This window comes from Aquamicrobium terrae (assembly GCF_052978165.1).
Genome location: NZ_JBRKLZ010000001.1, coordinates 3,380,392 through 3,406,178 on the forward strand (window position 1 = coordinate 3,380,392; position 25,787 = coordinate 3,406,178).

19 protein-coding genes, 1 tRNA gene and 1 pseudogene are annotated in these 25,787 nt (G+C 63.8%); 12 read left to right on the forward strand and 9 right to left on the reverse strand.

Annotated elements, in window-relative coordinates; genetic code table 11:
- Positions 1-28: 28 nt before the first annotated feature.
- Together uvrA and ACVCNR_RS16695 are read right to left on the reverse strand one after the other, a co-directional pair.
- Complete coding sequence (gene uvrA / locus ACVCNR_RS16690) at positions 29-2,953, reverse strand: excinuclease ABC subunit UvrA (RefSeq protein ID WP_447075557.1); 2,925 nt, start codon at positions 2,951-2,953, stop codon at positions 29-31.
- Between the two features lie 706 nt (positions 2,954-3,659).
- Complete coding sequence (locus ACVCNR_RS16695; protein ID WP_354192552.1) at positions 3,660-3,935, reverse strand: hypothetical protein; 276 nt, start codon at positions 3,933-3,935, stop codon at positions 3,660-3,662.
- A gap of 234 nt (positions 3,936-4,169) precedes the next feature.
- Between ACVCNR_RS16695 and ssb the strand changes: the two genes are divergently transcribed.
- The 4 genes from ssb to ACVCNR_RS16715 all read left to right on the forward strand — a co-directional run bounded on the left by ssb (position 4,170) and on the right by ACVCNR_RS16715 (position 8,551).
- The gene (gene ssb / locus ACVCNR_RS16700) at positions 4,170-4,691 is read left to right on the forward strand and encodes a single-stranded DNA-binding protein (protein WP_447075558.1); all 522 of its coding nucleotides are present in this window, start codon (positions 4,170-4,172) and stop codon (positions 4,689-4,691) included.
- Positions 4,692-5,125: 434 nt separating this feature from the next.
- A complete protein-coding gene (locus ACVCNR_RS16705) occupies positions 5,126-5,515 on the forward strand; it encodes a response regulator transcription factor (protein WP_447075559.1) in 390 nt (129 codons plus the stop codon).
- The gene (locus tag ACVCNR_RS16710) at positions 5,508-5,810 is read left to right on the forward strand and encodes a hypothetical protein (protein WP_447075560.1); all 303 of its coding nucleotides are present in this window, start codon (positions 5,508-5,510) and stop codon (positions 5,808-5,810) included. The genes ACVCNR_RS16705 and ACVCNR_RS16710 overlap by 8 nt, the downstream gene beginning before the upstream one ends.
- Positions 5,807-8,551, forward strand: a complete 2,745-nt coding sequence (locus tag ACVCNR_RS16715; protein WP_447075561.1) for an ATP-binding protein — start codon at positions 5,807-5,809, stop codon at positions 8,549-8,551. The genes ACVCNR_RS16710 and ACVCNR_RS16715 overlap by 4 nt, the downstream gene beginning before the upstream one ends.
- A 131-nt stretch (positions 8,552-8,682) precedes the next feature.
- Here the strand turns inward: ACVCNR_RS16715 and ACVCNR_RS16720 are convergent, their stop codons facing one another.
- On the reverse strand, positions 8,683-10,209 hold the full coding sequence (locus tag ACVCNR_RS16720; protein ID WP_447075562.1) for a helix-turn-helix domain-containing protein: 1,527 nt from the start codon (positions 10,207-10,209) through the stop codon (positions 8,683-8,685).
- A 144-nt stretch (positions 10,210-10,353) separates the two neighbouring features.
- Here ACVCNR_RS16720 and ACVCNR_RS16725 point away from each other — a divergent pair, with 144 nt between their 5' ends.
- From ACVCNR_RS16725 to ACVCNR_RS16750, 6 genes are all read left to right on the forward strand, one after another.
- Entirely contained in the window at positions 10,354-11,697 is a 1,344-nt protein-coding gene (locus ACVCNR_RS16725) for a substrate-binding protein (RefSeq protein ID WP_354192545.1), read from the forward strand.
- Positions 11,698-11,809: 112 nt separating this feature from the next.
- Positions 11,810-12,838 carry a branched-chain amino acid ABC transporter permease gene (locus ACVCNR_RS16730; RefSeq protein WP_354192544.1) on the forward strand — a complete coding sequence of 343 codons (1,029 nt, stop codon included), beginning with the start codon at positions 11,810-11,812 and terminating at the stop codon, positions 12,836-12,838.
- A 6-nt stretch (positions 12,839-12,844) separates the two neighbouring features.
- Positions 12,845-13,987 carry a branched-chain amino acid ABC transporter permease gene (locus tag ACVCNR_RS16735; RefSeq protein WP_354192543.1) on the forward strand — a complete coding sequence of 381 codons (1,143 nt, stop codon included), beginning with the start codon at positions 12,845-12,847 and terminating at the stop codon, positions 13,985-13,987.
- A 12-nt stretch (positions 13,988-13,999) separates the two neighbouring features.
- The gene (locus ACVCNR_RS16740) at positions 14,000-14,773 is read left to right on the forward strand and encodes an ABC transporter ATP-binding protein (protein WP_354192542.1); all 774 of its coding nucleotides are present in this window, start codon (positions 14,000-14,002) and stop codon (positions 14,771-14,773) included.
- Between the two features lie 5 nt (positions 14,774-14,778).
- Positions 14,779-15,534, forward strand: a complete 756-nt coding sequence (locus tag ACVCNR_RS16745; protein ID WP_354193038.1) for an ABC transporter ATP-binding protein — start codon at positions 14,779-14,781, stop codon at positions 15,532-15,534.
- A gap of 123 nt (positions 15,535-15,657) precedes the next feature.
- Positions 15,658-16,032: a DUF1801 domain-containing protein gene (locus tag ACVCNR_RS16750; RefSeq protein ID WP_447075723.1), complete on the forward strand. Its 375-nt coding sequence runs from the start codon at positions 15,658-15,660 to the stop codon at positions 16,030-16,032.
- 58 nt (positions 16,033-16,090) lie between these two features.
- Here ACVCNR_RS16750 and ACVCNR_RS16755 read toward each other — a convergent pair whose 3' ends face one another.
- The 5 genes from ACVCNR_RS16755 to ACVCNR_RS16775 all read right to left on the reverse strand — a co-directional run bounded on the left by ACVCNR_RS16755 (position 16,091) and on the right by ACVCNR_RS16775 (position 20,059).
- Entirely contained in the window at positions 16,091-16,795 is a 705-nt protein-coding gene (locus ACVCNR_RS16755; protein WP_447075564.1) for an endonuclease III domain-containing protein, read from the reverse strand.
- A gap of 180 nt (positions 16,796-16,975) precedes the next feature.
- On the reverse strand, positions 16,976-17,233 hold the full coding sequence (locus ACVCNR_RS16760; protein ID WP_447075565.1) for a hypothetical protein: 258 nt from the start codon (positions 17,231-17,233) through the stop codon (positions 16,976-16,978).
- A gap of 633 nt (positions 17,234-17,866) precedes the next feature.
- Positions 17,867-17,956, reverse strand: a tRNA-Ser gene (locus ACVCNR_RS16765).
- Between the two features lie 308 nt (positions 17,957-18,264).
- Positions 18,265-19,674 carry a type I glutamate--ammonia ligase gene (glnA, locus tag ACVCNR_RS16770; RefSeq protein WP_354192537.1) on the reverse strand — a complete coding sequence of 470 codons (1,410 nt, stop codon included), beginning with the start codon at positions 19,672-19,674 and terminating at the stop codon, positions 18,265-18,267.
- Between the two features lie 46 nt (positions 19,675-19,720).
- A complete protein-coding gene (locus ACVCNR_RS16775) occupies positions 19,721-20,059 on the reverse strand; it encodes a P-II family nitrogen regulator (protein WP_354192536.1) in 339 nt (112 codons plus the stop codon).
- A 308-nt stretch (positions 20,060-20,367) separates the two neighbouring features.
- Here ACVCNR_RS16775 and ACVCNR_RS16780 point away from each other — a divergent pair, with 308 nt between their 5' ends.
- A complete protein-coding gene (locus ACVCNR_RS16780) occupies positions 20,368-21,870 on the forward strand; it encodes an NAD(P)H-hydrate dehydratase (protein ID WP_354192535.1) in 1,503 nt (500 codons plus the stop codon).
- Positions 21,871-21,887: 17 nt separating this feature from the next.
- Here ACVCNR_RS16780 and ACVCNR_RS16785 read toward each other — a convergent pair.
- Positions 21,888-22,531, reverse strand: a pseudogene (locus tag ACVCNR_RS16785) (VOC family protein).
- Between the two features lie 195 nt (positions 22,532-22,726).
- Between ACVCNR_RS16785 and ACVCNR_RS16790 the strand changes: the two are divergent.
- Positions 22,727-25,510 (forward strand): valine--tRNA ligase, encoded by a 2,784-nt coding sequence (locus ACVCNR_RS16790; RefSeq protein ID WP_447075566.1) that lies wholly within the window; start codon positions 22,727-22,729, stop codon positions 25,508-25,510.
- Positions 25,511-25,787: the final 277 nt, after the last annotated feature.

A 25,787-nucleotide genomic window follows, 5' to 3' on the forward strand; every position in this document is an offset into this window, starting at 1 on the left:
GGGAACCGACAATGAGAGCCGATAAAGCCTATTCGGCAGCCACCTGCTTCCCGCCGGGACGGCGCTCCAGCAACTCCTTCAGGAACTGGCCGGTATAGCTGCGCGGCTCGGCCACGATGTCCTCCGGCGTACCGGTGGCGACCAGTTCGCCGCCGCCGTCGCCGCCTTCGGGACCGAGGTCGAGCACCCAGTCGGCGGTCTTGATGACCTCCAGATTGTGCTCGATCACGACGACCGTGTTGCCCTGCTCGACCAGTTCCTGCAGCACTTCGAGCAGCTTGGCCACGTCGTGGAAGTGCAGGCCGGTGGTCGGCTCGTCGAGAATGTAGAGCGTCTTGCCGGTCGCCCTGCGCGACAGTTCCTTGGCCAGCTTGATGCGCTGGGCCTCGCCTCCCGACAATGTCGTCGCCTGCTGTCCGATATGGATGTAGCCAAGGCCGACATCCTTGAGCGTCTGCAACTTGTCGCGCACCGCCGGCACCGCCGAGAAGAATTCGACGCCTTCCTCAACCGTCATGTCGAGCACGTCGGCGATCGACTTGCCCTTGAAGGTCACGTCGAGCGTTTCGCGATTATAGCGCTTGCCGTGGCAGACGTCGCAGGTGACGTAGACGTCCGGCAGGAAGTGCATCTCGATCTTGATGACGCCGTCGCCCTGGCACGCCTCGCAGCGCCCGCCCTTGACGTTGAAGGAGAAGCGGCCCGGCTGGTAGCCGCGCGCCTTGGCTTCCGGCAGGCCGGCGAACCAGTCGCGGATCGGCGTGAAGGCGCCCGTATAGGTCGCCGGATTGGAGCGGGGCGTGCGGCCGATGGGGCTCTGGTCGATGTCGATGACCTTGTCGAGGAATTCCAGCCCCTCGATGCGGTCGTGCTCCGCCGGGTGCTCTCTGCTGCCCATGATCCGGCGCGAGGCGGCCTTGAACAGCGTCTCGATCAGGAATGTGGACTTGCCGCCGCCCGAGACGCCGGTGACGCAGCTGAAGGTGCCGAGCGGGATTTCCGCCGTCACGTTCTTGAGGTTGTTGCCGCGTGCGCCCACCACCTTGATGCGCTTGCCCTTCTTGCCGGGCCGGCGCTCGCTCGGCGTCGCGATCTCCAACTCGCCGGACAGATATTTGCCGGTGATCGAATTCGGATTGGCCATGACCTCGCGCGGCGTGCCCTGTGCGATCACGCGGCCGCCATGCACGCCGGCGGCCGGGCCGATATCGACCACGTAGTCGGCATGCAGGATGGCGTCCTCGTCGTGCTCGACCACGATCACCGTGTTGCCGAGGTCGCGCAGATGCTTGAGCGTGTCGAGCAGGCGGGTGTTGTCGCGCTGGTGCAGGCCGATGGACGGCTCATCCAGCACGTAGAGCACGCCGGTGAGGCCGGAGCCGATCTGGCTGGCCAGGCGGATGCGCTGGCTCTCGCCGCCGGACAGCGTGCCGGAATTGCGCGACAGCGTCAGGTAATCGAGGCCGACATCGTTGAGAAAGCGCAGCCGCTCGCGGATTTCCTTGAGGATGCGCACCGCGATTTCGTTCTGCTTGTCGTTGAGCTGGCCGGGCAGCTTGTTGAACCAGGTGTCCGCCTTGCGGATCGAAAGCTCTGTCACTTCGCCGATATGCTTGCCGGCGATCTTCACCGCCAGCGCTTCCGGCTTGAGGCGGTAGCCGTTGCAGGCGGGGCAGGGGGTAGCCGACATGAAGCGCTCGATCTCCTCGCGCATCCAGGCCGATTCCGTCTCCTTCCAGCGCCGCTCGAGATTGGGGATCACGCCCTCGAAGGTCTTGGTCGTCTGGTAGGAGCGCAGCCCGTCGTCGTAGTTGAACGTCACCTCGCGCTTGCCGGTGCCGTGCAATATGGCATCGCGCGCCTCGTCGGACAGGTCCTTGAACTTGTCGCCAAGCTTGAAGCCGTAGACCTTGCCGAGCGCTTCCAGCGTCTGCGCGTAATAGGGCGAGGTGGACTTCGCCCATGGCGCCACGGCGCCGTTGCGCAGCGAGACATTGTCGTCCGGGACCACCAGGTTCGGATCGATGGCGCGCTGGTTGCCCAGCCCGTCGCAGGTCGGGCAGGCGCCGAACGGATTGTTGAATGAGAACAGGCGCGGCTCGATCTCCGGAATGGTGAAGCCGGACACCGGGCAGGCGAACTTTTCCGAGAACAGGATGCGCTCATGCGTGTCGTTGAGCGACTTGTTGGCAGCACCGCCACCGGCCGTCTCCTCCGGCGGCAGCGGCTTGTCGGCGAACTCGGCCACGGCCAGCCCGTCGGCCAACCTCAGGGCCGTTTCCATGGAGTCGGCCAGGCGGGTGGCGAGGTCCGGCCGCACCACGATGCGGTCGACCACCACGTCGATGTCATGCTTGTACTTCTTGTCCAGCGCCGGCACGTCGGCGATCTCGTAGAAAGTGCCGTCGACCTTGACGCGCTGGAAACCCTTCTTCTGAAGCTCCAGCAGCTCCTTGCGGTATTCGCCCTTGCGGCCGCGCACAATGGGCGCCAGCAGGTAAAGCCGCGTACCTTCCTCAAGCGCCAGCACCCGGTCCACCATCTGGGACACGGTCTGGCTCTCGATAGGCAGGCCGGTGGCCGGCGAATAGGGTACGCCGACGCGCGCGAACAAAAGGCGCATATAGTCGTAGATCTCGGTGACGGTGCCGACCGTCGAGCGTGGATTCTTCGAGGTGGTCTTCTGCTCGATGGAAATGGCGGGCGACAGGCCGTCGATCTGGTCGACGTCCGGCTTCTGCATCATCTCCAGGAACTGCCGGGCATAGGCCGACAGGCTCTCGACATAGCGGCGCTGGCCCTCGGCATAGATGGTGTCGAAGGCGAGCGAGGATTTGCCCGAGCCCGACAGGCCCGTCATCACCACCAGGGAGTCGCGGGGCAGGTCGAGGTCGACATTCTTGAGATTGTGTTCGCGCGCGCCGCGAATGGAAATGAACTTGTGGTCGGCCATGGCCGTTCCGCCGCCTCGATCTGAAATGTTTCGGAATGGCGGGCTTCCCCGGCCTTCCGCCAATATAGGTCGTCCCGGCGCGGTTTCGAGAGAGGCCGCGACTTTCCACGCAGCGTTTAAGCGCCTTTCGCCAGGACAGGCAAGCAGAAAGAACAAAAAACGAACAGGCTCCTGACAAAATCCGGGTGCCGCCTGTTACAAAGATCACATTTTGCTCAAGTCCGCTTTGGACTGTTGACGGAACGCGGTGGAGACGCCAGATTTTCCAAGTACGGAAGCCGATCGCCTCAAGAGGCTGATCTTCGCGAGGCGCATGGCATCTGCGAGACGCCGCAGAATGGATGATGCGCGTGCGGATGAAGTGCTTTCGGACCCTATGGTGAAACGGACAGAAGGAGAGAGGTATGACCCCACCGGACAGTCCCGAAGGGCTCCGCGCCTGACCGGAGCCGCGATCGGCAGCTTTTCGGCCGGAAATTTCCGCGAAACGAAAGCGTCCCGATCGTTCCCCCTACAATCAGAGACTTTTGTCGGATCGTCGGCTGAACGCCGCGAAGCATCCGAAATTCAAAGCCGGTAAACCACTCCCGGCATCTTGGGTTGAGCCCATCAAAAGCCCCGTCCGCAGCAAACGCAGCGGCGGGGCTCATTGCTTGATGGAGCACTTGAGAAAGGGCGCGCCGGATCGAAGGGCAACATGCCCAGTTCAGCGCTTGGGTGGCCGCAACGAGCCGACGCCGATATCGAAGGTGAGCTTGCCGGAGACTTTCACGTCGAAATCTCCGACCTTGAAATGCCCGAACTGGCCGGACCGGGGCTGGTCATCGGGTTCCGGCGGCAAGGGCGTCACGATGCTGTAGCCGCCGTCCACGCCGGGCAGGCCGCTTTGGGCCGGCGCCGAAGGGGTCGAGGCCCCGGCTTTGGCCCCGGCCATCGCCGCCCCGCAGGAAAGGGCGAGGGACAGCGCAGCGCAGATGGCCATGTGCAACGGTTTCATGGCGCCACTATAGGCGCCCGCGCCTGCCGACGCCAGTTCACGCCGGGGAAAAGGGTCGGCGGCGATGTCATGTTTCCCTTGACTTTGGCGTGAGAATTTAGAACATAAGAGGAACAAAAAAACCTTTTGGGGAAACAGGTGCGGCACGCGGGCCAAACGGCGCGGCAGACTGTAAGGTGCATCAGACTTCCAATTTAGGACGAGCGTGGAGACAGCGTCATGGCGGGCAGCGTCAATAAGGTCATTCTGGTCGGCAATCTGGGAGCAGACCCTGAAATCCGGCGGCTGAACTCCGGCGATCCGGTCGTCAACCTGCGCATCGCCACCTCTGAAACCTGGCGTGACAAGATGTCGGGCGAACGCAAGGAAAAGACCGAGTGGCACAATGTCGTGATCTTCAACGACAATCTCGCCAAGGTGGCCGAGCAATATCTGAAGAAGGGCATGAAGGTCTATATCGAGGGCCAGCTCCAGACCCGCAAATGGCAGGACCAGACCGGGCAGGACCGCTACACCACCGAGGTGGTGCTGCAGAAATTCCGTGGCGAGTTGCAGATGCTCGACGCTCGTGGCCAGGGTGAAGGCGGCGGACAGGTCGGCTATGAGCGCGGCGGTTATTCCGGCGGTGGCGGTGGTGGACGCGGGTCCGACTTCGGCCAGTCCGGCCCGGGCGATTTCGGCGGTTCGCGCGGCGGCGGTGGCGGCGGTGGCCGCGACCTCGACGACGAAATTCCGTTCTGAGCCTGGCGCCCGGCGCGTTCGTCTACGGAAGGCGGGCCGGGCGAAACCGCGCTTTTCGGCAGGTTGAGCGATACCGGACTGGAGGCAGCGCCGCATGGACGTGCGGCGCTGTTTTTGCATCCGAACTATGATTGCCGTCTGTTTTCAGCAGCTTGTCACTTCGTGCAGTGCATTGCTTGCGCCATGGCGCCGGGGCTTGGCTGCACCTGTTTTCTTCATTTCAGGGCTGAAGATTGCCGGCAGTGAATCTGGAAGGCCGCGCCCCGCTTTAAGGAGGCTCCGGCGCGTCTGCGACTTTAGATGGCTTGATTTACCCTGCCGTTTGGACTGGGATAGGGGGCACAAGAACAAGACCGGATATTTGCAAGTCCGGCAGGGCCGTCCTGATGAAGGCGCGGCCGTACCGATCACAGCCTTTGGGAGGGGCTGCTGTGATGAGGGATATTCTCATTGTCGAAGATGAACAGGCCATATCGGAGTCGCTCGAGTTCATTCTCACCCGGTGCGGCTGGTCCGTCGGTGTCGCGCGCGACGGCGAGGCGGCGCTGGAGGCGGCCCTGCGGTTCCGGCCGCGCATGATCCTGCTCGACATCATGCTGCCCAAGCGTGGTGGCCTCGACGTTCTGAAGGCGCTGCGCTCCAACGAGGCGTTCGCGTCCACCTCCGTCGTCATCCTCACGGCGCGCGGCCAGCAATATGACCGGCAGGCGGCGATGGACCTGAAGGCGGACGGTTTCATCACCAAGCCCTATGCGAATGGCGAGGTGGTGGATGCGGTTCGCCGCATCCTCGACAGCCAGCCCTGTTCCGCTGCCCATGCCTAGCTCGCCCGGCTCGCCCACGCCTTCGAAGGAGGAGCGGTCGGAGCGCGAGGACGTCGCGCTTCTGGTGCCGTTCTTCGGCGTCGTCCTGTTGATGCCGCCGCTGCTCAACCTGTTCGAAGGCAGGCGGATGCCCTTCGGCGTGCCGGTCGAAGTGCTCTACCTGTTCGGTGTCTGGCTTCTGGTCATCGTCGGCGCGATCCTGCTTTCGCGCCGCCGCCAGTTCCGCGAGGCGGCACCGAAGGCATTGGCGGAGAATGTCTCGCCGTTGCCGGCCGATCCGCCCGGTGACACATGATGCTTTCGCCGGATTTCGTCATCCTGACCGCGGTCGGCTATGTCGGGCTGCTGTTCCTGCTCGCCTATCTGTCCGATGCGCGTGCCAAGAGCGGCAATGCCGGCTTCCTCAGGTCGCCGGCCATCTACACGCTGTCGATCTCCGTCTATTGCACGAGCTGGACCTTCTACGGGGCGGTCGGCACCGCCGCCCGCAGCGGCCTCGAGTTCGCGGCAATCTACATGGGGCCGACGCTGGTCTTCGTCGGCTGGTGGTTCCTGCTGCGCAAGCTCATCCGCATCGCCCACAGCCAGCACATCACCTCCATCGCCGACTTCCTGTCCTCGCGCTTCGGCAAGTCGAGCCGGCTGGCGGTGCTGGTCACGCTGATCGCGGTGGTCTCCATCGCCCCCTATATCGCGCTGCAGCTCAAGGCCATCACCACCTCCATCCAGACCGTGTCGGTCGCCAAGGGTGCCGGGACCGACCATCTGGCGACGCTGGACGAGGTGACGCTGGCGCTCGGCGTCGCCATCGGCATGGCCGTGTTCACCATCCTGTTCGGCACCCGCAATGTCGATGCGCGTGAACAGCATCCGGGCGTTGTGGCCGCCATCGCCTTCGAGGCGGTGGTGAAGCTTCTGGCGCTGGTGGCAGTCGGCGTGTTCGTCGTCTTCGGCGTCAGCGACGGCATTTCCGACATCTATGCGCGCGCGGTCGAGGCCGGTGTGCGCATCCACGAGGCAGAGCCCTTCGGCAGCCGCTGGGTGGCGGTGCTGTTCCTTTCCGCCTGCGCGGTGATCTGCCTGCCGCGCCAGTTCCAGATCACGGTGGTGGAGAACTCCAACGAGGACCATCTGCGCACCGCAAGCTGGGCCTTCCCCTGCTACATGCTGGCCATGAGCGTGTTCATCCTGCCGATCGCGCTCTACGGGCTCTCGACCATGCCGCCGGGCTCGAACCCGGACATGTTCGTGCTCACCCTGCCGATGAGGACCGGGCATGACGCGCTGGCGCTGTTCGCCTTCATCGGCGGCTTTTCCAGCGCCACCTCGATGATCATCGTCGCCTCGATCGCGCTCTCGATCATGGTGTCGAACCATATCGTCGTGCCGCTGGCGCTGCGAGCCGCATCGCCGGGGGAGGAAGCCGGCGAGCGCGACATCGCCCGGCTGCTGCTGCGCAGCCGCCGCATCTCGATTGCCGGCATGCTGTTGCTCGGCTTCCTCTATTTCTGGCTGACGCAGGGCTCGGATGCGCTGGCGCCCATCGGCCTGATTTCGTTCGCCGGCGTCGCCCAGTTCCTGCCCGCAATGCTGGCGGCGCTCTACTGGCGCACGGCCACGATGAGGGGCGCCCTGGCGGCCATATCGGCCGGCTTCGTCGTCTGGGCCTGGACGCTGTTCCTGCCGTCCTTCGACACGTTCAGCCCCGTCATTGCCGATGTGATGGCCAACGGCCCGTGGGGCATCCGGGCGTTGCGGCCGGAGGCCCTGTTCGGCATGGAAGGCATGGATCCGCTTGTCCACTCCGTGTTCTGGAGCATGCTGGCCAATATCTCGATGTTGCTGTGCGTTTCGGCGCTGACCAGCCAGAACGCGCTGGAGCGCATCCAGGCCTCGCTTTTCGTGGATGTATTCCGGCGCTCCGCCTCCTTCCAGCCGCGCATCCTGCGGGGCTCGGCCACCACAAGCGAGCTGTTCTTCGTGGCCGAGCGGGTTCTGGGGTGGAGCCGGGCGCGGGCGCTGTTCGCGTCGGCCGGCGTGCCGCACCGGCAGACCGCTCCGCAGCAGGGCGTCTCGGCCGATTTCATCGCCCGGCTGGAGCGGGAACTCGCCGGTTCGATCGGCTCGGCCTCGGCCCATATCCTGCTCACCAAGGCCATCGCCGGCGATGCGATCTCGTTGGAAGAGATGATGCAGATCGCCGACGAGACCCAGCAGGCGATCGAATATTCGCATGCGCTGGAGGTGAAGTCGCAGGAGCTGCACTCGACGGCGCAGCAGTTGAAGGAGGCCAACGCGCTGCTGAAGGAGCTGCATCAGCAAAAGGACGAATTCCTGTCGCAGGTCAGCCATGAAGTGCGAACGCCCATGACCTCGATCCGGTCCTTCGCCGAAATCCTGATGGTGCCGGAGGAACTGACGCCCCAGCAGCGGGCGCGCTTCATCACCACCATCCACAATGAGAGCGTGCGGCTGACCAAGCTGCTCGACGAGATTCTCGATCTCAGTGCGCTGGAGCAGGGGGAGCGCGACTGGGAGAACGTGCCGGTCGATGCCGAGGGTGTTCTCGATCAGGCCATCGCGGTTTGCGAGGCATTGGCCCGCAAACGCTTCGTGTCGATCGAAAGCGGGGCGCGGGCCGGAAGCTGCATCGTGCTGGCCGACACCGGCAGGCTCAGCCAGGTGTTCATCAACATCATCGCCAACGCCATTTCGCACAACGACGCGAAGGAGCCCGTGGTCCACATATCGTCGCGGCTGACCGATGATGGCTATGTCGTCGACATTTCCGACAACGGCTCCGGCATTCCGCCGGATTACCACAAGAAAATCTTCGAGAAGTTCGTGCGCGCGGAGCCGGACGGAGCGCCCGATTCACAAGGGCTGGGCCTTGGCCTCAACATCAGCAACAAGATCGTCGGCAAGCTGAACGGGCGGTTGGAACTGACCCACGGCACGCTGCCGGGCGCCTGCTTCCGCATCGTGCTGCCGCTGTGGCAGGGAACGCAGCGCGCCCCGGTCGCCGAGCAGGTTTAGCAATTCTGGTCCAGACGAGATCGCCTCTCATCCCCCTTGCTGGGACGGTTAGCAACGCTGGCGTCCTCCCCCTCTCCCCGCTTGCGGGGAGAGGGGGGGGGGGGGACAAGTCCCGGCAAAAATGGAAATGCCTAGACCGGAATTTCCTGCCTGTGGCTGCATTGAAGGCGCGGGCAGGGCACGCAGGAGGGGCCGACTTCGACCGGCCTGTCGCCGAGGTCGAGCCCGTCGCCATAGACGGTGCGGTCGGCATGAACGATGTCGCAGGCCAGCATGATCGAAAACACCAGCGGCTTTTGCCCGAAGCGCGCGGCGTGCTTGGAGACGGTCCTTGCCACCAGCAGGAAGCGCCCGCCGCCGGGAAAGAGCGACACCTGCCGCACCACGCCGCCCGTCGAGAACGCGTCGTAGATCGGCCACAGCAGGCAGCCATGGCCGAAGCCGGGAATGGTCAGGCCGGGCAGGGGAAAGCGCTTGGTCAGCCGGCCGGAGCGGTCGGCGCGCAGGAAGCCGAAGGGCAGGCCCTCGCGCCCCTTGCGGCGAAGCGTCACCAGCCGGTGCGCGGCCTGCTCGAAGCTGACCCCGGCCAGCGAGCTCAGCAGTTCGACGTCGTAGCGGCGCTCCTCGGCCATGCCGAGGAAATCGTCATAGGGCATCATCACGGCCCCGGCGACATAGGAGGAGAGGGCGCGCAGGGCGAGCCCCCTGGCCTCCTCGGTCGACAGCTCAAGCCTTGCCATGGTGTCCGCCAGGCTGTCGGCGGCCGCTTTCGAGGCGTAGGTGCGAAGCATGCGGAAGATGCGCGCGGGGCGGGGCATGCTGTCCGAAAAGACAAGCCCGGGCTTATCCGCGGTGGCCGGAGGCGACTCGCCGCCGATGCGGCAGGCGATGCCGAAGCGGCTTTCCAGGGCCGCGGCAAGCCCGTCTTCCTCGATCGCGTCCGTTTCGGCAAGCTCGCGGCGCAGCGCCTCGGCAACCGTCTCCAGTTGCGGGAAATGGTTGTTGTGGACGATGAGCGCTTCGTCGACCTCCCGGATCGGCGAGACCGGCCGCTGGCGCGCCGAGGTCTGGTCGAAATAGGCGACGAGGCTCTGCGTCGTCGGCACCAGATCGTGCGCTTCCGTGTTGATGGTGGCGATGAAGCGCCTGCGCTCGTCATCGGTGAGATCGGGAATGTCGGCCAGGATCTCGGCGCCGGACTTGATGCCGGCGATGCGGTTGAGGATCTCATGCAGGAGCTGGGATAGCAGCGGGTCGGATTTCAGCCGGTGCTGGAGCACCTCGATCTCCATGTTCGCATCGGCATAGGCCCGGTGCAGGCGGGCCAGCGCGGCCGCCGCTTCCGGAAAGCGGGCGACAAGATCGCGGATCGACTGTGGTTCGATCTCGATGCCGCTCATCAGCGGATCGGCGATCAATTCGCCGATGGCCGCGATGTTGCGCGCCTCGCTTTCGCCCGACAGATGCTCTAGGTCGATGCCCAGCCGCTCGCCGATGCGCAGCAGCAGCTTGCCACCGATGCTGCGCTTGTTGTTCTCGATCAGATTGAGATAGCTGGCCGAAATCCCCAGCGTGCGCGCCAGCGCCACCTGTGACAGGCCGGCCTCCAGGCGCCTGCGCCTTATGCGCACCCCGATTGGGATCCTGCTATTCGCCATTGTAAATTCTTTACTAAAGTGAATTTACTGATTTCCAATTTTTGACAAAAAACATATTTAATGTCAAATACTTATTGAGAATATAACAAACTGTGACAGTCTCTTCGCGCGAAGCCGAACATTCGGACGCGTGGAGGAGATGAAATGGCTAATTTTCGGACCAACAGGCGCAGCCTGCTGAAGGGCGCTGGCGCCGGCATCGTGGCGCTCGGCACGCCGCATATTTTCACCAAGGGCGCATGGGCCCAGAATTTCTGCAACGACCCGACCAGCGGCAAGATCGTGTTCGGCTTCAACGTGCCGCAGACCGGCTCCTACGCCGAGGAGGGGCTGGAGCAGCTCAAGGCCTACGAGCTGGCCGTCAAGCATATCAACGGCGAGGGCGACGGCGGCATGCTCAAGACGCTCAAGCCGCTTGCGCTGAAGGGCAATGGCGTGCTCGGCCGCAAGGTCGAATATGTGACCGGCGATACCCAGACCAACACCGACGCCGCCCGCGACGGCGCCCGCCGCATGATCGAGCGCGACAGGGCCATCATGGTCACCGGCTCGGTCACCTCCGGCGAGGCGATCGCCCAGCAGAGCCTGTGCCAGGAAATGGGCGTCATCTACATGTCCGGCCTGACGCACTCCAACGACACCACCGGCAAGGACAAGCGCCGCTACGGCTTCCGGCATTTCTTCAATGCCTACCAGTCCGGCGTCGCCATCGCGCCGTTCCTGGCCAAGGAATACGGCACCGACCGGCGCGCCTATCATTTGACCGCCGACTACACCTGGGGCTGGACGCAGGAGGAATCGATCAAGAACGCCACCGAGGCGCTCGGCTGGGAGACGGTGGCCACGGTCCGCACCCCGCTCGGCCTCGGCGACTATTCGCAATACCTCACCCCGGTGCTGAATTCGGGCGCCGACGTGCTCATCCTCAACCACTACGGCCATGACATGGTCAACTCGCTGCCGCAGGCGGTGCAGTTCGGCCTGCGCGACCGGCAGGCCAACGGCAAGAATTTCGAGATCGTCGTGCCGATGTTCTCCGAACTGATGGCGGTTGGCGCGGGCGAGGCGGTGAAGGGCATCATCGGCACATCCAACTGGCAATGGTCGTTGGATGACGAGGGCACCAAGGCCTTCACCAAATCCTATGGCGAGGCCTATGGCGCGCCGCCGTCGCAGTCGGCCCACACCGGCTATGTGCAGGCCATTCTCTATGCCGACGCGGTGGAGCGGGCCGGCACCTTCTACCCGCCGGAAGTCATCAAGGCGCTCGAAGGCTTCGAGTTCGACGGCATGGGCAACGGGCCGACGCTTTATCGTGACACCGACCACCAGTGCTTCAAGGAAGTTCTGGTCGTGCGCGGCAACGAGAACCCGTCGAGCCGGTTCGACGTGCTCAACGTGATCGGCAAGACGACGCGCGAGGACGTCACCTACGAGGCCTCGGTCTTCGGCGGGGAACTGGGCCCTTACGAACCCAACGAGTGCTGACGGCGATACCGGCCCATGCCCCGCCTGCATCATGCCGGCGGGGCGTGGGACCGCGCCGTCCTCCTCCCGGGCGTTCGCAATGCGCACCGTCTCGCACCGAAGGATTACTTAGATGAACGTGTTCTTGGCCCAGTTGCTCAACGGGCTGGACAAGGGCGGCGCCTATGCGCTGATCGCCCTTGGCCTCACACTGGTTTTCGGCACGCTTGGCGTCGTGAATTTCGCCCATGGCGCGCTGTTCATGCTCGGCTGCTTCTGCGCCGTCACCTTCCGCTATCTCATCACCCTGGAAACGGTGACCATCGATCCGGAAAAGCTGTCGCCGTGGGGCGCGCCGGTGGAGGTGCGCACGCCGCTGGTGCAGAACTGGTTCGGCGATTTCGGTGCCGTTCTGGTCGACTATTCGGTGCCGATCTCGATCCTGCTCGCCATCCCGGTGATGCTGTTCATCGGCATCGCCATGGAACGCGGCATCATCAAGCATTTCTACAAGCGCACCCACGCCGAGCAGATCCTCGTCACCTTCGGCCTGGCCATCGTCCTGCAGGAGATCGTCAAGAGCTTCTTCGGCGCCAATCCCGTCCCGCAGCCGATCCCGAGCGACCTGCGCGGCGCGGCCGACATCGGCGCCTGGTTCGGCATGGCGCCGCATGTGCTGACCTATCCGTGGTGGCGTATGATCTATCTGCTGTTCTCGGCGCTGGTCATCGGCGGCGTCTTCGCCTTCCTGCAATTCACCACCTTCGGCATGGTGGTGCGCGCCGGCATGTCCGACCGCGAGACCGTCGGGCTGATGGGCATCGACATCGACCGCCGCTTCACCATCGTCTTCGGCCTGGCGGCCGTGGTGGCGGGCGTGGCCGGCGTCATGTACACGCCGCTTCTGGCGCCCAACTACCATCTTGGCATGGATTTCCTGGTGCTGAGCTTCGTCGTCGTCGTGGTCGGCGGCATGGGCTCGCTGCCCGGGGCGGTGGCCGCCGGCTTCCTGCTCGGCATCCTGCAATCCTTCGCATCGATGACCGAGGTGAAATCCCTCATTCCCGGCATCGACCAGGTCATCATCTACCTCGTCGCAGTCGTCATCCTGCTCGTGCGCCCGCGCGGCCTGATGGGACGGCGCGGAATCATGGAGAGCTGATCCGCCATGTTCTCGCTTTCTCGCAAGGACCTCGCAGCACTGGCAGTCTTCGCTGCCGTGGTGCTGGCCATGCCGATCTGGCTGGCGCCCTTCGGCGCCGCCTATCCCGGCCTCATGCAGAAGTTCGCGATCTATGCGATCTTCGCCATCGGCTTCAACATCCTGTTCGGCCTCACCGGCTACCTGTCCTTCGGCCATGCCGCCTTCCTCGGCGTCGGCTCCTACACCACGGTGTGGTCGTTCAAGCTGCTGACCATGGACATCATGCCGGCCATGGTCTTCGCAGTCATCGTCAGCGGCCTGTTCGCGCTGCTGATCGGCTATTTCAGCCTGCGCCGCACCGGCATCTATTTCTCCATCCTCACCCTCGCTTTCGCCCAGATGAGCTACAGCCTGGCCTATTCGGTGCTGACGCCCATCACCAATGGCGAGACCGGCCTGCTGCTGGCGCGCAACGATCCGCGCTACATCGACGCCATTTTCGGGGCGCAGGCCAATATCGCCGGCCTGCCGCAGCCCACGCTGCTCGGCAGTTCGGTCAGCGGCTACATGGGCTTCTATCTGTGCGCCGTGGTGCTGATCCTCGCCTTCTACGTGTCGCAGAAGATCTTCGCCTCGCCCTTCGGCATGGCGCTGCGCGGCATCAAGTCGAACCAGACGCGCATGAACTATACCGGTTTCAACACCCGGCCCTATACGCTGGCGGCCTTCGTCATCTCGGGCATGTTCGCCGGGCTGGCCGGCGCCCTTCTGTCGATCACCGACCCGCTGGCGGGGGCCGAGCGCATGAAGTGGACGGAGTCCGGCAATGTCGTGCTGATGACCATATTGGGCGGCGTCGGAACCCTGTTCGGACCGGTCATCGGTGCCTGGCTGATCAAATATTTCGAGAACATCTTCTCGGCCATCAACACCAACATGCTCAACAACTTCTTCTCCTTCCTGCCCGACGGCGTGCAGGGCTTCGTGGTGACGGTACTGTCGAAATTCGTAGGCGAGGGCTGGCACCTGACGCTCGGCCTGATGTTCGTGCTGATCGTGGTCTTCCTGCCGGGCGGCCTGGTCGAAGGCTTCAATCGCTTCGTGGCGCGCCTGAAACGACGAAAAGACGCACGCGACGGCGTCGGCTCGACCCAGCCGGCGGAATAGGAGGAAGGCGCGATGAACCACACACCCTCCAACATCATCCTGCACGCGGCCGACGTTCACAAGAACTTCGGCGGCCTGCGCGCCCTGTCCGACATCGACCTTCAGGTCGAGGAGGGCAAGACGCATGCCATCATCGGACCCAACGGGGCCGGCAAGTCGACGCTGCTCAACGTCATCATCGGCCGCATTCCGCCGTCGAGCGGCGCGGTCGTGTTCGACGGCACCGTGCTGACCGGCAAGGCACCCTACGAGATCAACCAGCTCGGCATCTCGCGGGTGTTCCAGACGCCGGAAATCTTCCCCGACCTGCCGGTGCTGCACAACGTCATGGCGCCGGCCTTTGCCCGGCGTGACGGGGCCTTCCGCATCAACATGCTGCGCAGCGTCGAGTCCGAGCGCGGGATCCGGGAGGAGGCCGAGGACATCCTCAACGACATCGGCCTGCACGGCCGCCGCGAGGACCATGCCGGCGCCCTGTCGCGCGGCGACAAGCGGCGGCTGGAACTGGCAATGTGCCTCATCCAGCGCCCGCGCCTCCTGTTGCTCGACGAGCCGACGGCCGGCATGAGCCGGCACGACACCAACAGCACGATCGAACTGCTGCGCAAGATCAAGTCCAGCGGCATGACCAAGGTCATCATTGAGCACGACATGCATGTCGTCTTTTCGCTGGCCGACCGCATTTCGGTTCTGGCGCAGGGGCGCATCATCGCGTCGGGCCTTCCGCAGGAGATCAAGGAAGACCCGCGCGTGCAGGAAGCCTATCTCGGCGGGAGCGTGCAATGAACGTCATGACCATGAAACGGGAAGCGATTTCGGCCGCCACCGAGGCCGATCCGTCCAAGGCTTTCTTCGCCGTGCGGGACATCCATGCCTATTATGGCGAAAGCTATATCGTACAGGGCGTCACGCTCGACGTGAAGAAGGGCGAGATCCTGGCACTCCTCGGCCGCAACGGCGCCGGCAAGACCTCCACCTTGCGCACCATCGCCCGCATGGACGATCCGCAATTGCGTTCGGGCGAAATATGGCTGGAGGGCCAGCCGCTCCACGCCATGAAGTCCTGGCAGGCCTCGCGCGCCGGCATCCAGCTCGTGCCGGAGGACCGGCGCATCATCCCCGGCATGACCGTGGAGGAAAACCTCATACTGGCACAGGTGGCGCCGGGGCACGGCATGTCGGTGGAGGAGCTTTACGAGCATTTCCCGCGGCTGGCGGAGCGGCGCAGGCAGGAGGCCGTCACCCTGTCCGGCGGCGAGCAGCAGATGCTGGCCGTGGCCCGCGCGCTGGCGCGGGAGGTGAAGCTTCTCCTGCTGGACGAGCCCTATGAGGGACTGGCGCCGGTCATCGTGCAGGAGATCGAGCGCATCGTCTACGGCATCAAGGAGCGCGGCATCACCACCATCATCGTCGAGCAGAACGCGGTCGCGGCGCTGCGGCTGGCCGACCGCGCCGTCATCCTCGATACCGGCGAGCTGGTCTTTGCCGGCGCGGCCAGGGAGCTTCTCGAAAGCGAGGAGCTTCGCAACGAATATCTGGCAATCTGACGGGAGAGGAATATCGAAGCCGAAAATTCACGCCTGACCTGCCGGACTATCGGCTCTATGATCCGGGCCGGCGCGAGGTTGCGCCGAACTTCAAAGCGAAGCCCGAATGATGGACAGGACGTGATGAATGCATCCGAGCAGATCGACCAATTGATCGCCGGCCTGCAGGATTGGCGCGGCACGACGCTGGCCACGGTGCGCAAGGCCATTCTGGGTGCCAATCCCGGCATTGTCGAGGAATGGAAGTGGAAGGGCAGCCCGGTATGGTCCCGCGACGGCAATCTTCTGGTCGGCAACGCCCACAAGGACAAGGTGAAGCTGACCTTCGCGCATGGGGCCAGCCTGCCTGACCCAAAGGGCCTCTTCAATGCCGGCCTGGGCGGCAAGGTATGGCGGGCCATCGATCTTTTCGAAGGCGATGAGATCGACGAAACCGCGCTTCAGGACCTCGTTCGCGCGGCGGTGAAGTTCAATCAGGCCAGACGGGCGAAGAAATAGTCGGCGGCTCCTTCGCGGTTTCGCGCCGGCTGCCATGGACCAGCAGGATGGCCGTACCTCAATGGAGGTCGTGACGTTGCGAACGCACAGGAGACGCGTGGCATCGCTCGTTGATCGGGCAATCCCGACAGCACGGGCGATGCTTATGACAGAGGGTCTGGCCCAGATGTTTCATCAATATGTGGAGTTCCACCAGGTCGCCGGCGCTCCAGTCGCTCATGATCGCCATCGCCACCTCGTAGGTGGTTTTCGTCTCCGGCTTGGATCGAACGAACCCGAACCGGCCCATTACCTTTAAAACGTGGGAGTCGACGACGAACGCCGGCATTTGCAATGTGCTGAAATTGAGCGTGGATGCCGAGACCTTGCGCCCGACACCCGGCAAACGCTCGAGCCACGCAAGCGCAGTTTCGACGTCCAGCTTGCCGAGGAACGTCAGGTCGAAATCCGGCTGACTCGCGGCTATGATGTTGATCGTGGCATGAAGCTGCCGGGCCTTGACGTCTGGAAACGTCACATCGCCAATGGTTGTCTCGATGTCGCCGCGTGTTGCCCTCGCGAGCCCGGACCATGCGGGATAGGTTTCGACGAGCCGCCGATAGGCACCCCACGATATATGGTCATACGTCCGCCCGCTGATCGATGATCTGACGAGTTGGTCGATAGGGGCTCTGGCCGGGATCGGGGCGGGAGAGCCGAAGCGGGCCCTCAGCCGGTCCCGTATCCACGTCATATCCCCGACAGCACCGAAGTCGAATGCCATTTGCATAGCGACAAATTATAGAACAAAACAAGAACATTGGCAAGGCATCCAACCGACGACAGATTCGACGGCCAAGGCCAGCGTGGGCGAGGGATTTTTCAGGCGTGAGCTGGACCGGCCGGCCCGGAGCGATGAGCGCGCCGCATTGAAAGAAGCAGGGCCCGGACGCGGGATCGTCACCTAGGCGTCGGCCCAGGTCAGTTCTTCGATCTTGGAAACGACCAGATCGAAAGTCTTTGTTTCTTCCAGCAGAGCCATGTTGATGTCGCCGCTCTTAAGCGACTCCAGCATGTTGTTTTTCAGATCGGAAGCAGCCTCGGCGCCCTCGCGGTTCTCCACATGCCTGAGTGCATAGCCTATGCACAGATAAAGCGTATTGAATATGATCTTTATCTGCTCCATTTCGGCGCCGCTCATCTCTTCGGTGCTGTCAACCATTTCCGGCTCCATTTCATCTCGTCGGCAGGCCCTGCAGCGGGGTGGTTTTAGGCAACGCGAGATTCAATGAATTGTTCCAGTGATTTACGCAATCACTGGTTGTGTTCTTGATGTATCTGATGATGGACCGGAAGGTTGACTTTACCGACCCTCGGCGGCGGACCGCAGCTTGGCCGCAGCGACCTGGCGCCGCATGCGGCCCGGGGAGGGGATGAGAGCCGCTGGCTCACGGTGGGTGTTTTCCTGGAAGACACGGCAGGCCAGCCACGCGAGGCCGGCGAGTGTAAGCAGTCGAATCATACTGGCTCTCCTTTCACCGCAAAACTCGAAATCGGCCAAGGAGTTCCGCTTTCGCAGGGCAGCCAACAAAAAAGCGGGCTTGAGCCCGCTTTCCTTCGACTTCCGAGATGTCAACGCGCTGCCGGTACATTCATGGTCAACGCGGTTCGATCGGATCAAATACAGCAACCGCTTGCCCGAACCTCACCACGCATCTCGCAGGACGTTCCAAGCCGCAGCCGGCTGATGTTCGCCTTTGTAGATGCCGATTGTGTTGGAATTGAGGGGGTCATTGGGTTTGCCAGTGCGGCAGCTTTGGCGAAGGCGGAAAAAGTAAATGAAATCAAATGTATATGGCGGAGAGAGAGGGATTCGAACCCTCGATAGAGTTGCCCCTATACACGCGTTCCAGGCGTGCGCCTTCAACCACTCGGCCACCTCTCCGTCTTGTGTGCAGGCATCGGCCGGTTTCGCCGTGCTGGTCGGGAGTGCACACTTCCCATCGAACAACGGCCAGGCCGTTTCGGCATCCCTGACCAAAGGTTGCCTGTACGCCGTGCCGCCGCAAAGCAGCAGGCGCGGGGCTCATCTAGTCGATCCTGCCGCGAATGCCAAGACATATCCGACAAACAATCTGCGGATGATGGCTGCAATCGAAAAAAGAATGGCCGGTGGCGGCAGGAACGGGCGCGAAGGCTGGAAAAAAGCCCCGCACATCGTGCGGGGCCTTGCCTGGAGTCGGTTCCGATCGCTCACACCGAGTAGTACATATCGTACTCGATCGGATGCGGCGTCATCTCGAAACGCATCACCTCGGCCATCTTCAGTTCGATGAAGGAATCGATCTGGTCGTCGTCGAACACGCCGCCGGCCTTCAGGAAGGCGCGGTCCTTGTCGAGGTTCTGCAGCGCCTCGCGCAGCGAGCCCGAGACGGTCGGGATCTTCTTCAGTTCCTTCGGCGGCAGGTCGTACAGGTCCTTGTCCATCGGCTGGCCGGGATGGATCTTGTTCTTGATGCCGTCGAGACCGGCCATCAGCAGCGCGGCGAAGGCGAGGTAGGGGTTCGCGCCCGGATCGGGGAAGCGGACCTCCAGGCGCTTCGACTTCGGCGAGGAGCCGAACGGGATGCGGCAGGAAGCCGAGCGGTTGCGGGCCGAATAGGCCAGCAGCACCGGTGCCTCGTAGCCCGGCACCAGCCGCTTGTAGGAATTGGTCAGCGGATTGGTGAAGGCGTTGATGGCCTTGGCGTGCTTGATGACGCCGCCGATGAAGTAGAGGCAGCTCTCCGACAGGCCGGCATATTCATTGCCGGCGAAGGTCGGCTTGCCGTCCTTCCAGATCGACATGTGGACGTGCATGCCCGAGCCGTTGTCGCCGAAGATCGGCTTCGGCATGAAGGTGGCCGTCTTGCCGTAGGCATTGGCGACCTGATGCACGACATACTTGTAGATCAGCATCTTGTCGGCGTTGCGTACCAGCGTGTCGAACTTGATGCCGAGCTCGTGCTGGGCCGCGGCCACCTCATGGTGGTGCTTTTCGACGCGCACACCCATTTCGGTGAGCACGGTGAGCATCTCGGAGCGCATGTCCTGGCACGAATCGATCGGCGGCACGGGGAAGTAGCCGCCCTTGACGCGCGGACGGTGGCCGAGATTGCCGGTCTCGTAGTCGGTGTCGTCGTTGGACGGCAGTTCGGTCGAGTCGAGCTTGAAACCGGTGTTGTAGGGATCGGCCTTGTACTTGACGTCGTCGAAAACGAAGAACTCGGCTTCCGGACCGACATAGATGGTGTCGCCGATGCCTTCGGCCTTCATGTAGGCCTCGGCCTTCTTGGCGATGCCGCGCGGGTCGCGATTGTAGGATTCGCCGGACACCGGATCGAGGATGTCGCACAGGATGACCATGGTCGACTGGGCGAAGAACGGGTCCATGTGCACCGTCTCCGGATCGGGCATCAGCACCATGTCGGACTCGTTGATCGCCTTCCAGCCGGCGATGGACGAGCCGTCGAACATGACACCGTCGGCGAACATGTCTTCCTCGACCTCGGCGATGTCCATGGTCACGTGCTGCAGCTTGCCCTTCGGATCGGTGAAGCGCAGATCGACGAACTTCACGTCGTTGTCCTTGATCTGCCTCATGATGTCGGCGGCTGTGGTCATTTTCAGGCTTTCCTTGCGTTTGGGAGAGAAGGATTGGAGGGAGAAATCAGATGGCGTCGGTGCCGGTCTCGCCGGTGCGGATGCGGACGACTTCCTCGATATTGGAGACGAAGATCTTGCCGTCGCCGATGCGCCCGGTCTGGGCGGCCTTGCGGATCGCCTCGACCGCGGTTTCCACCGCGTCGTCGCCCAGCACGAGCTCGATCTTCACCTTGGGCAGGAAGTCGACGACATATTCGGCGCCCCGGTAAAGCTCGGTGTGGCCTTTCTGGCGACCGAAGCCCTTGGCCTCGATGACGGTGATGCCTTGCAGGCCGGCTTCCTGAAGGGCCTCCTTCACCTCGTCGAGCTTGAACGGCTTTATGATCGCTTCGATCTTCTTCATGAACTGGACCTCCAATGCAAAGGGGCGCGAAACCCCGCTCGCGCAACATCAAGCATGATCCGTGCCAATTCCGACAGGGAGCGGGACTCATCGTGATTTCCGCCAGTGCGACAGGGGTGGCAAGGTCAGGCGGCAGCCAGTGGAAGGCAGGCCGGCGGCAATGTCCAGCCAGTCCTTGCATAAAATTTAGGCAGCCTGGTTATTTTGCGCGCAGCTCTGCACCTGCGCACCCATCGTCCCGGGTTGCGTTTATGCTTTATGCTGTATGCGCTCGCGCTGAACGTCGAAATCTGGGAGAAAATCACCCGATGCGCATAGAACTCCTTTCGCCCGCCGAAATGGGGGAGGCCGACAAAAGGGCGATCGAGGCCGGCCCCTTCGACGGCATCGGGCTGATGCATAATGCCGGCGCGGCCATCGCGCGGGAGGTGCTTGCGCGCTACCCGGCGGCCGGGCCGGTGCACGTGCTGTGCGGGCCCGGCAACAATGGCGGCGACGGCTATGTCGTCGCGCGGTTGCTGGCCGAAAGCGGCGCGGCGGTGTCGCTCTGGGCGTCCGGTCCACCCCGGGCGGGAAGCGACGCGGCCATTGCCGCCGCCGAATGTCCGCTGGAGCCGCTGCCGCTGGCCGATTTTTCGGCTGCTCCCGGTTCGATCGTGGTCGATGCGCTTTACGGGGCAGGCCTGTCCAAACCGCTGGACGGAGAGGCCGCGCGCGCGGTCGAACGCGTCGCGGGGCTCGGTCTGCCGGTGGTTGCCGTCGATCTGCCTTCCGGCATCTCGGGCGACAGCGGGCGGGCGACAGGCCCTGCCTTTTATGCTGAACTGACCGTCACCTTCGCGCGCAAAAAGCCCGGTCACCTGCTGATGCCGGGGCGGGGCCACTGCGGTGAGGTGGTGGTGGCCGATATCGGCATCGGCGATGCTGTCATAGGCGGGTTGCAGGTCAGGACGTTCGAGAACGGCCCGGCGCTCTGGCTGACGGCGTTGCCCGTGCCGGATGTCGACACCCACAAATATCGGCGCGGCCATGTCGGCGTCTTTTCCGGCGGACCAGCCTCTACCGGTGCCGCGCGTCTGTCGGCGCTTGCGGCGGCGCGCAGCGGGGCAGGGGCGGTCACCGTGCTGTCGCCGGCCAATGCGCTCATGGTCAATGCCGCGCATCTCACCTCGATCATGCTGCGCAAGATCGACGACACGGCCGAGCTTGAGGCTTTCCTTGCCGAGCGCCGCCCGTCGGCGCTGGTGCTCGGCCCCGGCTTCGGGGTGGGCGAAAAGGCACGCGATTTCGCGCTGGCCGTGCTGGGCGCGCAGGGCGGCGTGGAAGGGCTGGTGCTGGATGCCGACGGCCTCACGGCCTTTCGCCAGCAGCCGGACCTGTTGTTTGCGGCGGCGGCTCCAAAGGATGGGCCGGCGCTGGTGCTGACCCCGCATGACGGCGAGTTCGCCCGCCTGTTCCCCGATCTGGCGACCGATGAGGTCCTGTCCAAGCCGGAGAGGGCGCGGAAGGCGGCGGCCCGCTGCCATGGCATCGTCATTGCCAAGGGGCCGGACACGGTGATCGCCGCGCCGGACGGCCGTGCAGCCATCAACGCCAACGGCGCGCCGTGGCTGGCGACCGCCGGCTCGGGCGATGTGCTGGCGGGGCTTGTCGCCGGACTGCTGGCGCAGGGCATGCCGGCCTTCGAGGCGGCCTGCGCGGCGGTGTGGATGCATGCCGAGGCAGGCAGCCATTTCGGGCCGGGCCTGATCGCAGAGGACCTGCCATTGGCGCTGGTGCCGGTTCTGCGGGCGTTGATCGCCGAGCCTTGAGTCGCCTGAAACGCGCGTCAGCCGCTGTTTTCATCTGCCGCGAAGCAGATGAGGTTTCCGTCCGGATCGGTGACGATGAAGGTGCGTGCGCCCCAGGCTTCTGTCTTGAGCGGCTGGAAGAAGGATACGCCGGCGGCTTGATAGGTCAGGAACAGTTGCTTGATGCCGTGGTCGAGCACGATGGTCGCCCCGACCAGATGTTCCTGCCTGACCCGGTCGCCGTCCATCACCGGCTTGTCGACACAACGCAGGTTGAGGCGCGCGCCATCACGGAAAACCTGCGCATAGAACGGCGGCTCCCCATAGGTGAAGCGGATGCTGAACCGAGCTTGCCGGTGTAGAAATCGCAGGCACGGCTAATGTCGGCGACAAATAGCTGCGGTTCGGCCAGGGCGAGAAGCGGCTCCTTCTCTTGGGGGATCGGGGTGCTCATGGTCAGGGTTCCTTTTTTGAGCGCTTCCCAGTTTTCGGACCCCGCCTTGCGGGCAACCAGTTCCTGCGCGTCGGCAAGCTTGAATTCGCTGTCGAGGATCTGCCGGTCGCTCAGGCCGTGGAAGCGTGGCAACAGCGCGCGGATTGCCGCCGCCACTGGATAATGGCCTTCACGGTGCCACTTCAGATGAAGCTTGGCCTGCTTTCGGGCGTGTTCGAGGTTTGGCATGGCGCATATCGGTTGAAGATGTCGTAGGCGGGCAATGCCCCTCCGGCCCGAAGCCGATGCGCCCTACAGCAGCGGCTGGACGCTAGACGATCACGGCGCAGGTGGTCAAGCGCGATGGAGCGGCGTCGCGGTTGACTTGGCGCGGCCCATCCGATTTACCGTGATGACGAATCCCGACAGTCCGGACCTCACTCCATGCTTGAAAAAACCTACGACGCGAAGACCGTCGAGCCGAGAATAGCCAAAACCTGGGACGAGGCGGATGCTTTCCGGGCCGGCGCCGGTGCGGAGGATGGCGCGGAAGCCTTCGCCATCGTCATTCCGCCGCCCAATGTCACCGGCTCCCTGCATATGGGCCATGCGCTCAACAACACGCTGCAGGACATTCTGGTGCGTTTCGAGCGCATGCGGGGCAAGAACGTGCTGTGGCAGCCGGGCATGGATCATGCCGGCATCGCCACGCAGATGGTGGTCGAGCGCCGGCTTATGGAAAAGCAGATCCACCGCCGCGACCTCAGCCGCGAGGAATTCATCGACAAGGTTTGGGAATGGAAGGCCGAATCCGGCGGCGCCATCTTCAACCAGTTGAAGCGCCTCGGCGCCTCCTGCGACTGGTCGCGCGAGCGCTTCACCATGGACGAGGGCCTCTCGAAGGCGGTGCTGGAGGTCTTCGTCACGCTCTACAAGGAAGGGCTGATCTACAAGGACAAGCGCCTTGTGAACTGGGATCCGGCGCTGCTGACCGCCATTTCCGACCTCGAGGTCGAGCAGAAGGAGATGGACGGCCATCTGTGGCACTTCCGCTATCCGGTCGAGGGCGTCACCTACGATCCCGAGAATCCGGATACCTACGTTACCGTCGCCACCACGCGCCCCGAGACCATGCTGGGCGATACCGGCGTCGCCGTTCACCCGGATGACGAGCGCTTCAGGAAGCTGGTCGGGCGCAAGGTCGTGCTGCCGATCGTCGGGCGCTCCATTCCGGTCGTCGCCGACGAATATTCGGACCCGGAGAAGGGCACGGGCGCGGTCAAGATCACGCCTGCGCACGACTTCAACGACTTCGAGGTCGGCAAGCGCCACAAGCTGCCTGCCATCAATGTGCTGACCGTCGAGGCGGCCATCAACATCAAGGACAATGAGGATTTCCTCGAAGGCGTCGAGGTGACGCCGGCGCGCGAGGGCGTGTGGGACCAGCTCCACGGCCTCGACCGTTTCGAGGCGCGCAAGCTGATCGTGAAGATCATGGAGGAGGGCGGGTTCCTCGCCAGGATCGAGCCGCACCGGCACACGGTGCCGCACGGCGATCGCGGCGGCGTGCCGATCGAGCCCTTCCTCACCGACCAGTGGTATGTGAATGCCGCCGAACTGGCGAAGCCGGCCATCGCCTCGGTGCGCGAGGGGCGCACCAATTTCGTGCCGAAGAACTGGGAAAAGACCTATTTCGACTGGATGGAGAACATCCAGCCCTGGACGATCTCGCGCCAGCTCTGGTGGGGCCATCAGATTCCGGCCTGGTATGGCCCGGATGGACATGTCTTCGTGGAGAAGACGGAGCAGGAGGCGTTGGACGCCGCCGTCCAGTATTATCTGGCCCAGGAAGGCCCCTGGAAGGCCTGGGTCGAGGAACGGCTGGAGAATTTCGAGCCGGGCGAGATTCTCACCCGTGACGAGGACGTTCTCGATACGTGGTTCTCCTCGGCCCTGTGGCCGTTCTCGACGCTCGGTTGGCCGGACCAGACGCCCGAACTGAAGACCTACTACCAGACCGACGTGCTGGTGACCGGCTTCGACATCATCTTCTTCTGGGTGGCTCGCATGATGATGATGGGCCTGCACTTCATGGACGAGGAGCCCTTCCACACCGTCTATGTGCATGCGCTGGTGCGCGACAAGCACGGCGCCAAGATGTCGAAATCCAAGGGCAACGTCATCGATCCGCTGGAACTGATCGACGAATACGGCGCCGATGCGCTGCGCTTCACGCTGGCCATCATGGCCGCCCAGGGCCGCGACGTGAAGCTCGACCCGGCCCGCATTGCCGGTTACCGCAATTTCGGCACCAAGCTTTGGAACGCCACGCGCTTCGCCCAGATGAACGGCGTGGCGCGCGACGACGATTTCTGGCTGGGCGACGCCAAGCTGGCTGTCAACCGCTGGATCCTGACCGAGCTGACGCGTGCGGCGCGCGCCGTAACCGAGGGCATCGCCACCTATCGCTTCAACGAGGCGGCGGGGGCGGCCTATCGCTTCGTGTGGAACCTCGTCTGCGACTGGTATGTCGAGCTTTTGAAGCCGGTGTTCATGGGCGACGACGAGGCTGCCAAGGCCGAAAGCCGTGCCTGTTTCGCCTTCGTGCTGGATGAGATCTACAAGCTCCTGCACCCGATGATGCCGTTCATGACCGAGGAGCTGTGGGCGCAGACGGCTGGCGAGGGCCGTGAGCGGTCGACGCTGCTGTGCCACGCGACCTGGCCGGCCCCTGAATTCGAGGATGCGGAGGCCGCGGCCGATATCAACTGGCTGGTCGATCTCGTGTCCGGCATCCGCTCGGTGCGTTCGGAAATGAACGTGCCGCCGGCGGCGATCGCGCCGCTGGTCGTGGTGGACGCCAACGAGACCACGCGTGAGCGGCTGGCCCGCCATGAGACGGCCATCCGCCGGCTGGCCCGCGTCGGCGACATCTCGCTGGCCGATGCGGCCCCGAAGGGCTCCGCTCAGATGGTGCTGGGCGAGGCTACGGTCTGCCTGCCGCTGGGCGAACTGGTCGACCTCAAGGCCGAGGCCGCCCGCCTCCAGAAGGAGGTCGCCAAGGTGACGCAGGAGATCGCGCGCCTGGCCAAGAAGCTGTCGAACGAAAAGTTCGTCGCCAACGCGCCGGAAGAGGTTGTGACGGCCGAGCGCGAGAAACTGGCCGAGTTCGAGGAAACCCAGCAACGGCTTGGCGTGGCGCTCGAACGGGTGCGTTCCGCCGGATAGAGCATTTTGCAGCCGGACGGAATCGTCTGGCGTTGCATAAATGCGGCCAAGGAAACCAAGCTGGAGCAGCGTTCGTCAGAACGCCCGCTGCTCCAGCGACTTTTACCGGAAATGAATGCGGCCTGAGGACTGGATCGTCCTCGGGCCGCATCGTTTTTCGCCGGGCAATTCGGGCACGCAGGGATGCGCTGCCTCACGCACCGTCATCCTGCTTTGTGGCTGTCTCCCGTAACGTAAGAATTGACGTAAACGGAAGATTTGGACCCGTTGTTGCCGG

Bases quoted from the DNA above. Each gene is read 5' to 3' on its own strand.
- ACVCNR_RS16780 (WP_354192535.1), top strand. From the start codon at position 20,368: ATGCGCATAGAACTCCTTTCGCCCGCCGAAATGGGGGAGGCCGACAAA.
- uvrA (WP_447075557.1), bottom strand. From the start codon at position 2,953: ATGGCCGACCACAAGTTCATTTCCATTCGCGGCGCGCGCGAACACAAT.
- glnA (WP_354192537.1), bottom strand. From the start codon at position 19,674: ATGACCACAGCCGCCGACATCATGAGGCAGATCAAGGACAACGACGTG.
- ACVCNR_RS16695 (WP_354192552.1), bottom strand. From the start codon at position 3,935: ATGGCCATCTGCGCTGCGCTGTCCCTCGCCCTTTCCTGCGGGGCGGCG.
- ACVCNR_RS16705 (WP_447075559.1), top strand. From the start codon at position 5,126: ATGAGGGATATTCTCATTGTCGAAGATGAACAGGCCATATCGGAGTCG.
- ACVCNR_RS16745 (WP_354193038.1), top strand. From the start codon at position 14,779: ATGACCATGAAACGGGAAGCGATTTCGGCCGCCACCGAGGCCGATCCG.
- ACVCNR_RS16755 (WP_447075564.1), bottom strand. From the start codon at position 16,795: ATGGCATTCGACTTCGGTGCTGTCGGGGATATGACGTGGATACGGGAC.
- ACVCNR_RS16725 (WP_354192545.1), top strand. From the start codon at position 10,354: ATGGCTAATTTTCGGACCAACAGGCGCAGCCTGCTGAAGGGCGCTGGC.
- ACVCNR_RS16775 (WP_354192536.1), bottom strand. From the start codon at position 20,059: ATGAAGAAGATCGAAGCGATCATAAAGCCGTTCAAGCTCGACGAGGTG.
- ACVCNR_RS16750 (WP_447075723.1), top strand. From the start codon at position 15,658: ATGAATGCATCCGAGCAGATCGACCAATTGATCGCCGGCCTGCAGGAT.
- ACVCNR_RS16730 (WP_354192544.1), top strand. From the start codon at position 11,810: ATGAACGTGTTCTTGGCCCAGTTGCTCAACGGGCTGGACAAGGGCGGC.
- ACVCNR_RS16740 (WP_354192542.1), top strand. From the start codon at position 14,000: ATGAACCACACACCCTCCAACATCATCCTGCACGCGGCCGACGTTCAC.
- ACVCNR_RS16715 (WP_447075561.1), top strand. From the start codon at position 5,807: ATGATGCTTTCGCCGGATTTCGTCATCCTGACCGCGGTCGGCTATGTC.
- ACVCNR_RS16720 (WP_447075562.1), bottom strand. From the start codon at position 10,209: ATGGCGAATAGCAGGATCCCAATCGGGGTGCGCATAAGGCGCAGGCGC.
- ACVCNR_RS16735 (WP_354192543.1), top strand. From the start codon at position 12,845: ATGTTCTCGCTTTCTCGCAAGGACCTCGCAGCACTGGCAGTCTTCGCT.
- ssb (WP_447075558.1), top strand. From the start codon at position 4,170: ATGGCGGGCAGCGTCAATAAGGTCATTCTGGTCGGCAATCTGGGAGCA.
- ACVCNR_RS16790 (WP_447075566.1), top strand. From the start codon at position 22,727: ATGCTTGAAAAAACCTACGACGCGAAGACCGTCGAGCCGAGAATAGCC.
- ACVCNR_RS16760 (WP_447075565.1), bottom strand. From the start codon at position 17,233: ATGGTTGACAGCACCGAAGAGATGAGCGGCGCCGAAATGGAGCAGATA.
- ACVCNR_RS16710 (WP_447075560.1), top strand. From the start codon at position 5,508: ATGCCTAGCTCGCCCGGCTCGCCCACGCCTTCGAAGGAGGAGCGGTCG.